General features: G+C 34.8%; 9 protein-coding genes. 6 read left to right on the top strand and 3 right to left on the bottom strand.

Translation table 11 applies throughout. The features are described 5' to 3' along the window. Position 1: 1 nt before the first annotated feature. The 3 genes from pbpC to AC1Q5Z_RS12200 all read right to left on the bottom strand — a co-directional run bounded on the left by pbpC (position 2) and on the right by AC1Q5Z_RS12200 (position 8,833). Positions 2 to 2,377, bottom strand: a complete 2,376-nt coding sequence (gene pbpC / locus AC1Q5Z_RS12210; RefSeq protein WP_492445026.1) for a penicillin-binding protein 1C — start codon at positions 2,375 to 2,377, stop codon at positions 2 to 4. A 133-nt stretch (positions 2,378 to 2,510) separates the two neighbouring features. Then, positions 2,511 to 8,198, bottom strand: coding sequence for an alpha-2-macroglobulin family protein (locus tag AC1Q5Z_RS12205; protein ID WP_492445024.1), 5,688 nt, complete (start codon positions 8,196 to 8,198; stop codon positions 2,511 to 2,513). 191 nt (positions 8,199 to 8,389) lie between these two features. Then, a complete protein-coding gene (locus tag AC1Q5Z_RS12200; protein WP_198854603.1) occupies positions 8,390 to 8,833 on the bottom strand; it encodes a nucleoside deaminase in 444 nt (147 codons plus the stop codon). Positions 8,834 to 8,893: 60 nt separating this feature from the next. Here AC1Q5Z_RS12200 and AC1Q5Z_RS12195 point away from each other — a divergent pair, with 60 nt between their 5' ends. From AC1Q5Z_RS12195 to AC1Q5Z_RS12170, 6 genes are read left to right on the top strand one after another with little or no spacing between them, the layout of a single operon-like run. Then, on the top strand, positions 8,894 to 9,232 hold the full coding sequence (locus AC1Q5Z_RS12195) for a hypothetical protein (protein ID WP_492445021.1): 339 nt from the start codon (positions 8,894 to 8,896) through the stop codon (positions 9,230 to 9,232). Beyond that, positions 9,229 to 10,194, top strand: a complete 966-nt coding sequence (locus tag AC1Q5Z_RS12190; RefSeq protein WP_492445019.1) for an energy transducer TonB — start codon at positions 9,229 to 9,231, stop codon at positions 10,192 to 10,194. The genes AC1Q5Z_RS12195 and AC1Q5Z_RS12190 overlap by 4 nt, the downstream gene beginning before the upstream one ends. Continuing rightward, a complete protein-coding gene (locus AC1Q5Z_RS12185; protein ID WP_343587958.1) occupies positions 10,185 to 10,997 on the top strand; it encodes an energy transducer TonB in 813 nt (270 codons plus the stop codon). The genes AC1Q5Z_RS12190 and AC1Q5Z_RS12185 overlap by 10 nt, the downstream gene beginning before the upstream one ends. Next, positions 10,994 to 11,635 carry an energy transducer TonB gene (locus AC1Q5Z_RS12180; protein WP_343587956.1) on the top strand — a complete coding sequence of 214 codons (642 nt, stop codon included), beginning with the start codon at positions 10,994 to 10,996 and terminating at the stop codon, positions 11,633 to 11,635. Before AC1Q5Z_RS12185 ends, AC1Q5Z_RS12180 begins: the two co-directional genes overlap by 4 nt. 52 nt (positions 11,636 to 11,687) lie before the next feature. Continuing rightward, positions 11,688 to 13,475, top strand: coding sequence for a 1-deoxy-D-xylulose-5-phosphate synthase (locus tag AC1Q5Z_RS12175; protein ID WP_492445016.1), 1,788 nt, complete (start codon positions 11,688 to 11,690; stop codon positions 13,473 to 13,475). A gap of 33 nt (positions 13,476 to 13,508) precedes the next feature. Further along, the gene (locus AC1Q5Z_RS12170) at positions 13,509 to 14,510 is read left to right on the top strand and encodes a DUF3078 domain-containing protein (RefSeq protein WP_198854608.1); all 1,002 of its coding nucleotides are present in this window, start codon (positions 13,509 to 13,511) and stop codon (positions 14,508 to 14,510) included. The last annotated feature ends 28 nt before the right edge of the window (positions 14,511 to 14,538 follow it).

The following is a 14,538-nucleotide window of genomic DNA, read 5'->3' as shown; positions in this document are numbered from 1 at the left end:
TTTAATCCCTCACAATTTCGATTTTTCTTCTAATTTCATTTCCGCTAGCATCTACAACTGTTATGTAATGTGTTCCTGTTGTGGGAGTAATTGGCAATTCATGAAATGTTTTAGTTGTTGCTTTATAAACATCATCTACATACCAAAACAATTCTTTATCTCTTTCAGAATAAGCTACTTTTAAAATTACGGGCTGTACGTTGCTATTGAAATCTTTTGTTAAGTAAATTTTGCTATTTGCCTTTGGATAAATAAAATCCATTGTCATGGTTTGTGTTCCTTCACAACCTTCTTTAAATGGCGGCAGCGGCAAATATTCTATATGTTGACTTTTGTAATACCAAGCCATAACAGGAGGCAGAACAAACCAATTTTTAGTCACAATATTTTCAATGCTTTCGCAACTGCTGTTTACTTGAAATTGTTCTGTTTTGTCTAAATGAATTGTTCTATGATACGGACAAACTTTAGTTGATTTTCCCTTTTTAGTAACCCATTGTTTGATTTTGGGGCAATTATCTTTTGCCAAATAACCGCTTAAACGGCAAACCTCAACTTCTTCTAAATCCTTATAAGGCGTATCAAACCATCTTTGTCTTGGCAGTAAATTAAAAACATCAAATAAAATTGGCGCAGCACTGGTAACTCCGGTTAAAGTTGGTCTCCCCTCGCCTGTCGCATTTCCTACCCAAATTCCAACCACATATCTCGAATTTGTTCCAATTGCCCATGCATCTCTATTTCCAAAACTTGTTCCTGTTTTCCAAGCAATTTTAAGCGAACTATCATAAAATTTCCAAGCTTCGTCTCCTTCAGGCCTGTTGACTTCCTCCATTGCGTTGTATGTTAGCCAAATTGATCCAGCGCCTAGAATATTCTTTTGATCTGTTTCTGAGCCAAAATCGGGCTTAAAATCGTTTTTATAATTTAATTCTGTGAACTCATTCGTCCTATATTTTGCTTGATGTTTTGTAAAGTAATTTAATGTAGAAGAAAGATTAGCGTATGTCCTGCATAAATCCCACAAATTACTTTCGGCTCCTCCCAAAATAAGCGACAAACCATAATGATCTGGTGTTTTGTTGATATTCTTCAATTTGAACTTTTGAAGCTCTTCGTAAAACTTATTTACCGTAAATTCTTGAAGCATTAAAACTGCAGGAATATTGAGTGAACGAGACAATGCACGATGTGCCGGAACAGCTCCGTCAAATGTCAAATTGAAATTTTGAGGTGTATATCCAGAAATTTGCGTTGGAATATCGGCCACTAAAGTATTCGGCAATAACTCACCGTCATCTAACATCGCTCCATACAAAAGAGGTTTTAAAATACTTCCTGTACTTCTTGGCGCATCAATAATATCAACATCTTTTTGATGATCCGCATCTGCTGGAGAGTTTCCAACATAACTCATTACGTTTCTGCTCTGAACATCAATTACCAAAATTGCCAGATTATGCACTTCATTCTGTTTATATTGATTGTAATAGTATCGTGCAATTTGATTGACACGATTTTGCAAAGCATAATCAATAGTAGTTTTTACTCTTGTTCCTTCTTCATTTTTTGCGACTCTCTGCAGTAAATGAGATGCAATTTGAGGCAGATCATACGGTTTTTGAGGCAAAGGTTCTTCTATAGAAAGTTCATACGTCTGCTTGTCGATAATGCCTTCCTGATGTAGTTTTAATAAAAGACGATTTCTCTTGTTTAATAATTTTATCTGATTTTTTCCAGGATAAATCAAACTTGGTGCATTTGGCAAAACTGCTAAAACTGCATTTTCTGCCCAAGATAATTGATTGGATTGTACTCCAAAATAACGCCACGAAGCCATTTCTAATCCAACTACATTTCCTCCAAATGGTGCATGTGCTGCATACAATTCGAGAATTTCATTTTTAGAATAGCCTAATTCTAGTCTCGTCGCGAGAATAATTTCAATTAGTTTTTCAAAATAGGTTCTGTTTTTTCCTTTTCGGGAAAGTCTGATTACTTGTTGCGTCAGTGTGCTTCCGCCTCTAACCACTTTTCCTGCTTTTCTGTTTTGTTTAAAAGCATTGATCATAGCACCGGGATTAAAACCTGGATGCTTGTAGAAATATTCGTCCTCAAAATAAACAATGCATTTCTTGAATTTGTCGGGAACACTATCTTGCGCAGGAAAACGCCATTGTCCGTCTCTGGCAATTTTAGCGCCTAGAAGTTCTCCTTCTTTACTTTCTATTACGGTTGAATACGGCTCTTTGAATAAAGTTCGAGGTATCGAAAAATAGTAAATCAGCAAGAGCAGAAATGCAATTGCTGATTTTATTTTATTTCTTTTAATCCAGTTTAAAATGCGCTGAAAAAACGCTATGAGTTTATTTTTCAATACTTATTCATTTTAACCGCAAAGGCGCTAAGTAATACGCTAAGTTCGCAAAGTTTTTTTAGCCACAGATTACACAGATTAAATGGATTTTCAAAAATCTGTGATAATCTATTTAATCTGTGGCAAATAAATTTTATTTCACAACCTCAACCCAGAATCCTTTTGTTCTAGCTAAGAATGTATTATCGTACATCGCTTCACATTGTAAGCCAGGTAAATAATAATTTCCTAAATACGATGCGTTTAATAGGATTCTGAAAACTTTAGTTTCTCTGGCTTTCATTCCGAAATAGAAATTTGTTCTATCGTCTCGAATATCAATATAATCGGCGATATTGTTTATTGCGTCTCCATAATCTGTGAAACGAGTATTTACAATTTCGAATCCTGAAGGCAGAATTTGTGATAATGCCACGTTTTGAACACTTTCTCCTCTTTGATTTTTAATCGTAACCTCTGCAACAAATTCAGTTCCTTGATTGATTTTTGAAACATTGATTACACTTCCTTTTCTATTTTTGAAAACTATAGAAGCCGTAACATCACTTTGAACCGCATTTTCTTGTCCGATTGGCAATATTCCTGTGTTTAATACACGAACATATACCGTATTAGCTTTATTGTTTTTTAATGTAATACTGTTTGTACCAGAAGCAGCAGACAAACTACGATCCGCAACCGATTTACCTGTATTTATTGTCTCACCTTTTCCGTTTTTACTGAATTGGATATTGATTCCTTTTGGACCATTACTCACTGCAAATTTCGACATTGCATATAGACAGTAAGCTGTGGTTTGCGTACTCATCCATTGATTCGCTGACATTTCTTTAGCCAATTTCGTTGCTGTTACAAACGCCTTTTGTTTTTGATCCAATAAAAGCATCGTTTCCAAAGCCATTGCTCTATTTCTTTCGCTCGAACCGTAATAGTAATAACTGTAGCTATCTGAACTTCCATCAATGCTGGTTTTCAAGAATAAACTTTGTCCCGCCGATTTTTGACCTGCTAAAACATAAGCCGCTGCCAAACGAAGCATACTTTCGTTCGAGATACCTTTTGTTTCTCTCAATCTGTTCATTGCTGATAAATCGGCATTTCCAGCTAAAGCCAAAGTATACAAACGATATGCCTGAGCTAAATCATTTCCATATTTTGGTTCAAATCGCCATTGTTTCGCTTCTTTCTGCTGATAACCTAACCATTTCGATTTGAAATTAATTGGCAACACATATCCTTTTTTCTCTGCTTCAATTAAGAAATGTCCAGCGTATGAAGTTCCCCAATCGTCTGCAATTGCATTTCCTTGCCAGTAAGGCATTCCACCATTTGATAACTGAAAATTACCCAATCTCTGAATTCCAGCCGCAATATTTTTTTGAATTAAATCTTTACGTTTTGCATCAATATCAGCTACATCGCCCAAATACAATTGTGGGAAAACAGATGAAGTTGTCTGTTCTACACAACCATGCGGGTACTGAATCAAAAATTGCAATCTTCCATTCAAATTCATTGACGGCATAGATGAAACTTCTAACCTTGCTTTATTACTTCCAGCAATTCCAAATGTTTTCCATGAAAGTGTTTTAGTGCTATTTGGCGTTAAAACAACATCTGTAAAAGTACTTGTAACGGGATTCGGATTTGTCATATCAATCTCAACATCATAAACCGATTTCTCACTTCCCGATGTTGCAATTACCTGAACTTTTGCAATTCCAGTAGCAGATCCGACAACCAAATTAAAGTAAGCCATTTTTTCATCTGGCTGTGCAAAATTCAAACTTTGAACCGCACTTCCCATTACTTTTAATCCATTGATTGTTTTTACCTGAATTGAAACATTTTTGATCTTGTTTTCAGTTGCAAAAACCGTTACAGGCAACGTTACTTTTTCAGAAGGTGAAATTTTTCTTGGCAACGAAGCCAACACCATCAACGGACTCTTAACTTGTGTTGCTTTTTCTACACTTCCGTAAGCGCTTGTTTTTGCATCGCCTGCCACAACCATTGTTCTAACAGAACCAATGTATTTAGGCAGTTTTAATTGATGCGATTTTGTTTCTCCTTTTTCTAATTTGAATGGTCCGTAATATAATACAACAGGTTTAAAACGGTTAGCTTTTTTAGCTTTTCCTCCACCTAAATCCTGATCTCCACCAATACTGAAAATCTGGCTTATTTTTCCGCCATAAGCGCCAATTACATCATCGTAAATGTCCCAAGTTTTTACACCTAAAGCTTCACGAACATAGAAACTATCCCATGCATTTGGTGTTTTAAAGCGAGTTAAATCCAAAAGCCCTTCATCTACAACTGCGATTGTATACGTCATTTCTTTGCCTGATTTCTCACCTACTTTTACTGTAAATGGCTGTTCTGGCCTTAAAACATCTGGCATATTAATCGTTGGTGCCAAAATGGTATTTTTATCTACAACTTCAACAGGAACAATCCCATACATACGAATTGGCGAATCGTTTTTGGTTGAAGCGTGTGGCTGCAATAATGTAATATTAAAATATACGTTTGGTGCCATTGCTCCTGTAATTGGAACCTCAACTTTAGTTTCTCCTTTTTTAGTCTCAGCCCAAATAGTCTGCACTACTCTTGATCCGTTTTCTATTGAAATTAAAGCGCGTCCACCTTCACTTGAAGGGAAAGAAATCTGAGCTTTCTCTCCCACTGCATAATTTTTCTTATCGGTAGAAAAAACTAACATATTAGCAGTTGAAGCGTCTCTATTACGTGTTTTTCCAGACCAGATTGGCCAGTCAATATTTACTGTCAATGAAGCCGCATGACCATCTTGCTGATCGGCAACACGAATTAAATAACGTCCCCATTCTTCGTCTGTCAAGGCAAATTGAAAACTTCCTTTTCCGCTTGAATCGGTATTGATTACAAAAGTTTTGTACGAAGTAGTTGCATTCGACGAGTTATAATTTGATAAATTATCGCTTGAAGAATCCCACCACCATCTCCAGTCTACTTTGTAAACTCGTACTTCGAGATTATGAACTGATTTTGGTCTTCCGTTTTCATCAACTGTTACCACATCAAAACGATTGTTTGTTCTCGTTTCAAGCATGCTGTACTTGTTCAGTTCAGGTGTTTTAAGTCCAACGTAGGTTTTGTACGGAGAATAAGTTGTTGACATTACATCTGTACTAAAATCTCCTCCTTCTTCATACACTTTTGTAATAAATGAAGCGCGAAGCATTCCTGGCGCCTGACCCTGTAATCTTGGCTGAATGTTTACCGATGCTTTTCCGTTTTCGTTTAATTTTCCAGAGAAGACATTGATTTCTTCTGTGCTGAATTGACGAGCTAAATCATCAAAAGTATATTTTTCATAACCTTTAAACGTTGTGCTTTGCTGAGAGAATTTAGCCTGCATTTCTACATTCAAATTCTTAGCAATTGCACCGTGAAGCCATGTTACTTCAAGATTATCAGTATTTGGATACGAAGCCGAAAGTGTTTTTCTGCTAAACGTATTCTTAATTTTTAAACGATTTGGTTTAATCGTTTCAATCTTAATGCTCTTATAGAATTTTGCGCCTCCAACGCTTACCATTGCTTCCCAGTTTCCTGTTGGCGCATCTTGATTAGTTGGAACTATAAAAGCGTAATGGTTTAGATCATTCGTTTTTTGAACCGTTTGATAAACTGTTTTACCATTCGGATCGTTTAATCTGAATTTGATTGGATGAGATTTCGGAAGTTTATTCGCAGCATCATTCAAAATAAATGACAGATATAGATTATCTCCCGGACGCCAAACGCCTCTTTCTCCGTAAATAAATCCTTTTAAGCCTTTTTGTAAAGTCTCTCCGGCAACATCAAAATTACTTACTGATAACGAAAGTCCGTCGTCCAGTTTCACGTATGTCGACTGATCGCCTAAAGTTACAATTGCGAAATAGGCAAATTTATCCAATTGGAAGGATGCAATACCTTCGCTGCTTGTTGCTTCTGTTGCAATTTTTTGTTGTTGGAAGTTGTATAAATCTACTCTTGCGTTTGAAACTGGCTCAGTTGTAACGATATTGTTTACAGCAAACAAGTACGATTTATTTTCGCCTCTTTTTGCAATAACTCCTAAATCTGAAGCTAAAATATTAGTTGCAATTCTGGCATTATAATAGTAAGAACCTGTACAAGGATCCTGACTTTCTCTCCAATCGTAATCGTCATAATAATAGTAATCGTCGTAAGAGTTTCCGCTGTAGTTTACATCATTTTCATCCACTTCTTCCTCCTCAGCTTCATCGTCATTTCCTTCTGAAGTTTCACATTTGTAAAGCGAGTATTTCTTTTTATAAACAAATTCAACTCTGTAAATTGCTCCCGGTTCTGGTTTAATGATTTTAGATAAATCTAAAGCATACGTATTCCATTTAGAGAGATTTACGAGCGTACTTTCTTTTAAATTCAGTGTTGTTTTGGCAATTGGCTGGGCGACTTTCTTGAGATTTTGTCCGCCGTTTAATTCATTGTATTGAAGAAATTGTAGAATGTTATTTTTGTAGATTTTGTACACCTTAACATCTACAGCACTCAGATTTACAGCTTCAAAATTTAATTTTAAATTGTTTGAACTTGGCAGAATCGTTCCGTTTTTAATAAAACGAACATTGGGTTTTATCTGATCAAAAGAAATTTTCTCAGAATAATTGTTTTCCAGTTTTTTGCCATATTGGCTTTCTATTCCTTGAAAAACTTCCAATAATAATTCGCCCGTAACAACTTGTTCTGGTTCTTCGTCTGGCACATATTCAACAGCATCTTCTACAACTGCGGCGGCAGAATCAACTGCCACTGCAGCAGAATCGACTACAACTGCTGCGGAATCTACAGCTACTGCAACTGGTTCTTCTGCAACTACTGTTACAGTCTTTTCTTTTTTAGGTGCATTTTGATTCGTAAAATATACTTTTAGTAAATTTCCTTGTGTAGAAAATTTCAAATTATTGGTATTCTGAATCGAAACCAATCCAGCAAAATCCTGACCTTTTTCTAAAGGCTCGGAGAAATTAATTAAAACCTGCTGATTGTTTCCATCTGGAATTTCAACCTTTATAACTTTAAATTCGTTGATGCTCGTAATCGGAAAATCGATTTGTCCTTTCTGATCGATGTCAAAATCATTTCCGTCATATATAATTTCTAAATTCGAAGCTTCTGACTGGCGTTGAATACTATCTATTATAAAATGAAATTCTTTTCCTGAAGACACATTTTTATCGAACTTAATCTTAAGATCGCTTCCGTTATGTTTAGCTTTAACCAGCTTAATGGCGGTTTCCAAATCAATATTATCTGCAGTCTTTAACGTACAGTTTAAATATTGATATTCTTTGCTGTACGACTGCACATCGCCAGTATTAATGGTAAAATCCTGTTTAACGGTTTTAACTGTAAAGTTGAATTTAGAAAGTTCTTTTTCTTTCTCTTTAGGAATGGCTGTCAGCTTATCTAAGTTTAAAGTAACTTGATATTCTGTTCCCATTTTAAGTTTTTTTTCCGGAATAAAAGCTAATGTATTTGTTGAAAGTGCAATAACTTTTCCGTGAACACTTGGCGAAATATCAAACAAATCGTCGTCTAATTCCTGATTAGGTTTCCAATCGTTTTTATCGAAAGCCAAAACCACGCGAATATCAGAATCTGCAGAAACGATACCGCCAGTAAAACTAGTAATGTAGTCTTTGAATAATGAAAAATCGGAATTGAAATCGGCCGCTGATTTGCGCCCGCAGGATTGAAAAATAAAAAACACAAAAAATACGAGAAATAATCCTTTTGCCTTCACTTTTATCTAGAGTTAATGGTTAACAAATTGAGAATTTAATGCGCTATACCGTTAAAAATTACAACAGCAAAACACGAATTAAATCACGATAAAAGTAACGTATTTTCGGGTTAATTAAGAAGAAAATTCTCTAATAATGATTATTTAACTTTTGTTGAAGTTTATAAACTACCCTACAAGGTATCTAAAGCTTATTTACGTCTTTCAAGAAAAAAACGTTTCATCAAATCTGCTGCTTCATTTGCCATTACACCAGAAACAACAGTAGTTTTAGGATGCAGTTTTGTTCCCATATTTAAAAATCCGCGTTGTTCATCGCGTGCACCAAAAACAATCTTTGAAATCTGACTCCAGTACAAAGCTCCTGCACACATTTGACAAGGCTCTAGTGTAACATAAAGCGTACAATCTTTTAAATATTTTCCGCCAAGAAAATTAGCTGCCGCGGTGATGGACTGCATCTCAGCGTGTGCCGTTACATCATTCAGCAATTCGGTCAAATTATGACTTCTTGCAATTACTTTATCAGCCACAACAATGATAGCTCCAACAGGAATCTCGCCTTTTTCGTAAGCGATTTCGGCTTCCTGCAAAGCTTTTTTCATAAAATACTCGTCGGTGAAAGGATTTATCATACTTGCAAAAGTAAAACTTTACTCATTATTTTTACTACATTTAAATTTTGAAATTTGAATATGGAAAGAAAACATAAAATCAGTATACCTGAACCATGCTCTGAAGACTGGAACAAAATGATGCCAAATGAAAATGGCCGTTTCTGCATGAGCTGTTCTAAAACTGTTGTTGATTTTACGTCGATGCTTCCTGAAGAGATTCAGCATTATTTCATTCAAAACCAAAACCAAAAAATTTGCGGCAGATTTAGAAAGTCACAATTGGAGACTATTACTATTCAAATTCCGGATCGTGTTTTATATTCGCAAACCCATTATCATAAAATGTTTTTATTGCATTATTTGTCGCCATGGGAACCACTTTATTCAGTTGTGCCGATACCGAAGGCAATAAAATGAAAATTGATAAAATAGAAGTGGTAACAGACAATGAACCAAAAAATCCTGATCAACCAAACAATGAAGACCGTTTGGTTGAAAAAACACCTCCTGCACCTCATTTATATGCCAACATAGAGCCTATAAAGGCCGTTCCTGAAGGATCTATTGCCTATATCGAACCTCATTACGAAACCATCACTGGCACTCCTGCTATTGAAAATTTTGAAGTATTACCTGCATATCCTGGGGGGCTAGAGAGATTTAGCACATACATTCAAAATGAATTTAAAATTCCTAAAAAAGCCAGACGAATTAAAGGAGAAATTGAGGTTTCTTTTGTTGTAAATAAAGCTGGGATTTTAGAACAATTTAAAGTTTTTGACAATATTGGTTATGAAACTGGAGAAGAAATGATTCGAGTTTTAAAAAGTTCAAAAGTAAAATGGATGCCAAGAATAATTAATGGAAAACCTACTCTTGATACTATCAGAATGAATATTGTTGTTCAAAAAGACAGTTTAAACATTGAGAGAAAAAACAGAAAGCTTTCAAAAATAGTCGCAATTAATTTTGTCAAAAAAAATGATAAACTGTCATATAATGAAAATCAGCCTTTATGTGAAAAAAAAGTACCACAAGATCTCGCGTTAGAAGATGATTCTGTGTTTTATATGGGAGCTGCAATCGAAACAAAAGCAGACTATCCAAGTGGTATTAACGCTTTCTATGAGTTCTTTGCCCAAGAATTTAAAATGCCTGAAGAAGTAGAAAATGCAAAAGATCGCATTATTGTTTCATTTGTAGTAGAAAAAGATGGTTCGTTGGCTGCATTTCAATTTCCAAAAGATATTAATCCTAAATTAGAATCAGAAATAACACGTGTTTTAAATCTGTCACCTAAATGGATTCCTGGTGAACAAAATGGAAAAAGAACAAGAGAAAAAATTAGTTTCCCAATAGTGCTCGAAAAATGGAAATAGTACACAAAATCGAAATACCAAAGCCATGCCATGAAAACTGGGATCAAATGACTCCAACTGAAAATGGGCGTTTCTGTGTAAGCTGTTCTAAAACGGTGATGGATTTCACTTCTATGCTTCCAGAAGAAATTCAGCATTATTTCATTCAAAACCAAAACCAAAAAATTTGCGGAAGGTTTAAACAATCACAGTTAGATCACATTACGATTCAAATTCCTAATCGCGTTTTATATTCGCAGACAAACTACCATAAAATATTTCTTCTCGCTTTGTTTATTGCAATGGGAACCACTTTGTTTAGCTGTGCAGATAAAGAAGGCAACAAGAAAAAAATTGATCAAATTGAAATTGTTGACAATCCAACACAAAATCAAGATGAAGATGTTTCCTCCTGCTATGGGCATCAGATTGAATCTAAAAAAGAAAAAACAAAAATACCAAGAGAAAGAGTCACAATGGGAATGGTAGTTCCTTCTAAACCTATTGAATATTATCGTTTTAAGTATAGCATTATATATAATTCAGTTGATTTGGATATTTTACCTGCTCCAAAAGGCGGAATGAAAAAATTCTATTCTTACTTTGCAAAAAATTACACTGCTTCAAAAAAAGGAGAAATGTCGATCTTATTTGTAGTAGAAAGAGATGGCACTTTAACTAATTTTCAAGTAACCAAAAACGAATCTTCAGAAAATGAAGCAAAAGTTATTAAAGTTTTAGAATCTGGTCCAAAATGGATTCCTGGAAAAACAAACAATGGGGATGTGCGATCAACTTTCATTTTGCCAATTACATTTAAATGATGAAAATTAAACATAAAATAACTGATAATATAAACTACAAATCTTTTTTGGTGATGTTGTATGCAGTTATAACTGGAGTTTTATTTAGTTGTCAAAACAAAGAAGATAAACAACAGGAACCGAAAAAAATTGAAGGTGCGAAAGATACTTCTACTGCAAAAACAGATGTTTTGGATACAACTGCAATCAGTACGAAAAAATTAGATCAAACAACATCAGATTTTCCAAAAGTTGAACAACTTAAATTAAAAAAAAATACAACAATAGCATCTAGAGAAGTTGAAGAGAACAAAACTTCGAAATCTGATAAAGTAAAAAAGGATGAGGCTTTAATAGCTACAAAAGCACCTTCAAATTCTAACGCAGAATTTCCAGGTGGCATTGAACAATTTCATAATTTCTTCATGAAAGAATATAAAAAACCTGAAGAAGTAGATTATTGGAAGCTGAATTTTACGCTTTCATTTGCTGTAGAAAAAAATGGTTCTGTATCATTTCTTGAATGCGCTCCTGCAGTTGAAGAACCTCTGGAAAAAGAAATCATCAGGGTTTTAAGCTTATGCCCTAAATGGCTGCCAGGCGAATCGAACGGAAAAAAAGTGAGAATGCAATATTCTGTACCCATTTTATTGAAATAAGACTCTAAGAGAAAATTAAATTTAAAACCGTAAATTTGCTTTTTACCTTACAATGAAAAGCGATTTACTTTCCGACATATATAATCCCGCTGATTTACGTCTTTTAAAAGAAGAACAGCTCGCCCAAGTTGCCCAAGAACTTCGTCAGTTTATTATTGATATAGTTTCTGTAAAAGAAGGGCATTTGGGAGCAAGTTTAGGCGTTGTAGAACTTACAATAGCGCTTCACTATGTTTTTAATACTCCAAACGATTTATTGGTTTGGGATGTTGGACATCAAGCTTATGGTCATAAAATATTAACTGAAAGAAGAGAAAATTTTGATACCAATAGACAAATTGGAGGTATTTCTGGTTTTCCAAAAAGGAGCGAAAGCGTTTATGACACTTTTGGTGTCGGACATTCTTCAACTTCAATTTCTGCAGCACTCGGAATGGCAATTGCTTCTAAATTAAAAGGCGATTTTGACAAAGAGCATATTGCAGTTATTGGCGATGCATCAATTGCAAGCGGAATGGCGTTTGAAGGTCTTAATCACGCTGGAGTTACAGATGCTAATATTCTCGTTATCCTTAATGACAACGCAATTGGAATTGACCCAAGTGTTGGCGCTTTAAAAAAATACCTTACTTCGGTTAAAAACGGAAAAAATCCGCGCCAGAACAATATCATTAAATCTTTGAATTTTGATTATTCTGGTCCAATTGATGGTCATGATCTTCCAAAATTAATTAAAGAATTAAATCGTCTCAAAAAGATCAAAGGCCCAAAATTCCTTCATATTGTAACTACAAAAGGAAAAGGATTGCAGCAAGCTGAAGAAAATCAGGTAAAATATCACGCTCCCGGAAAATTTGACGCTTCGACGGGAGAAATTCATTTAAAATCGGAAGAAAATCTTCCTCCAAAATATCAGGATGTTTTTGGCTTGACTATTTTAGATTTAGCCAAAAAAAATGAAAAAATAATCGGAATCACACCTGCAATGCCATCTGGAAGTTCATTAAAATTTATGATGGACGAATTTCCAGAACGTGCTTTTGATGTTGGAATTGCAGAACAGCATGCCGTAACGCTTGCTGCAGGAATGGCGACTCAAGGAATGATTGTTTACTGCAATATTTATTCGACATTTTTACAGCGTGCCTACGATCAAGTTATTCATGATGTTGCTTTACAAAATCTACCTGTCATATTTTGCCTCGATCGTGCAGGCTTGGTAGGCGAAGATGGTGCAACGCATCATGGCGTTTTTGACATTGCGTATCTGCGTTCGATTCCGAATATGATTATTTATGCTCCATTAAACGAAATTGAACTTCAAAACATCTTGTACACAGTTCAATTAGGAATAGATCATCCTATCGCAATTCGATATCCAAGAGGTCGTGGAGTTCTTCCAAATTGGGAAGTAGAAAATTTCGGACATTACGAAAAAATAAATTGGGGCGAAGCAAAATGCTTAAAAGATGGTACGAAAGTTGCTGTACTGTCGGCCGGAACAATTGGAAATAATGTTATAGAAGCTCTTAAAGAATCGACCCATTCTGATGAGATTGCCCACTATAATTTTAGTTTTATCAAACCATTAGACACCAACACATTAGACACTATTTTCAAAACTTTCCAACACATTATTACAGTCGAAGATGGCGTAAAAAATGGTGGTTTCGGAAGTGCAGTTTTAGAGTTTGCAGCATCACATAATTTTAAAAATTCTATAAAAATTTTGGGTGTTCCAGACGAGTTTATTGAACATGGAACAGTAAACCAACTGCAACAATTGTGTAAAATTGACGTTAAAAGTTTAATAAATCTTTTTTCTAACGGTTCAAAATAATTATTTTGCGACACCAAAACAAAAATTACCACAATGAAATTATTGCGTTCTACCCTTTTGCTGTTATTGCTTTTGTGTACTTCTAATAACTTTGCCCAGATTATACAAACTACATTAAGTCCAAATCAGGTTCCTAAACCGCCTTCTAACTGGACTCAAAAAAATCAGCTTGGTTTTGACATTTCCGAAATTGCTTTTGTAAACTGGAGTGCCGGGGGAACAAGTTCTATTTCAGGTTTGTTTAAAGGAGAATTTGGAAGAACTTATGCAAAGAAAAATCATAAATGGGTTAACGAACTTATTGTAAAATATGGCTTAAACAAGCAAGATGGGACTGAATTAAGAAAAACAGACGACGCTATTCAGTTCAACTCGACTTATGGGTTTAGAAAAGATACTGCATCAAATTGGTATTACTCTTCAAAATTAAATTTCAATACACAATTTACAAACGGTTACAATTATCCAAATACAGACGTTGCAATCTCTAAACCTTTTGCACCAGCTTATATCTTTCTGGGAGCTGGAGCCGAGAATTCTAATAAGCAAAAAAATAGAGTTTTCTATTTCTCTCCAATAACATTAAAAACCACTTTGGTATTAGATCAAGATTTAGCTAATCAAGGTGCGTTTGGGGTTAAGAAAGCAACTTATATTACTGATCCTTTAGATCCAAATTCTCAGATTTTGATTGATGAAGGCCAGAAAGTAAAAGCCGAATTTGGTATTCTTTTTACAGCTTATATGAAAAACGAAATTTATAAAAACGTTTTTTACGAAAACAGGCTAAGTTTATATACTGATTATTTGAACAAATTTGGAAATGTCGACATCGATTATGACACTCGTTTAGACCTTGTTGTTAATGCTTATGTGAAAGCAAATATTGGATTTCACTTAATTTATGATGACGACATTAAAACCAAAAAAGATGTTGTTGATCCAGCAACAGGAGCAACTACTCAGGTAAATAACGGACCGAGAATGCAGTTAAGACAAGTTCTTGGTGTAGGTCTTGTTTATGCTTTTCAATAATAGAGAGAAAGATTTATAATTATAAAAA

Source organism: Flavobacterium sp. GW823-FHT06G12, assembly GCF_058794775.1.
Note: the sequence above shows the minus strand (reverse complement) of the source record. Positions and strands in the feature narration are given on the sequence as shown.

Excerpts from the sequence above, each read along its gene's own strand:
- AC1Q5Z_RS12180 (WP_343587956.1), top strand. The coding sequence starts at position 10,994 with ATGATGAAAATTAAACATAAAATAACTGATAATATAAACTACAAATCT.
- AC1Q5Z_RS12200 (WP_198854603.1), bottom strand. The coding sequence starts at position 8,833 with ATGATAAATCCTTTCACCGACGAGTATTTTATGAAAAAAGCTTTGCAG.
- AC1Q5Z_RS12190 (WP_492445019.1), top strand. The coding sequence starts at position 9,229 with ATGAAAATTGATAAAATAGAAGTGGTAACAGACAATGAACCAAAAAAT.
- AC1Q5Z_RS12185 (WP_343587958.1), top strand. The coding sequence starts at position 10,185 with ATGGAAATAGTACACAAAATCGAAATACCAAAGCCATGCCATGAAAAC.
- AC1Q5Z_RS12170 (WP_198854608.1), top strand. The coding sequence starts at position 13,509 with ATGAAATTATTGCGTTCTACCCTTTTGCTGTTATTGCTTTTGTGTACT.
- AC1Q5Z_RS12175 (WP_492445016.1), top strand. The coding sequence starts at position 11,688 with ATGAAAAGCGATTTACTTTCCGACATATATAATCCCGCTGATTTACGT.
- AC1Q5Z_RS12195 (WP_492445021.1), top strand. The coding sequence starts at position 8,894 with ATGGAAAGAAAACATAAAATCAGTATACCTGAACCATGCTCTGAAGAC.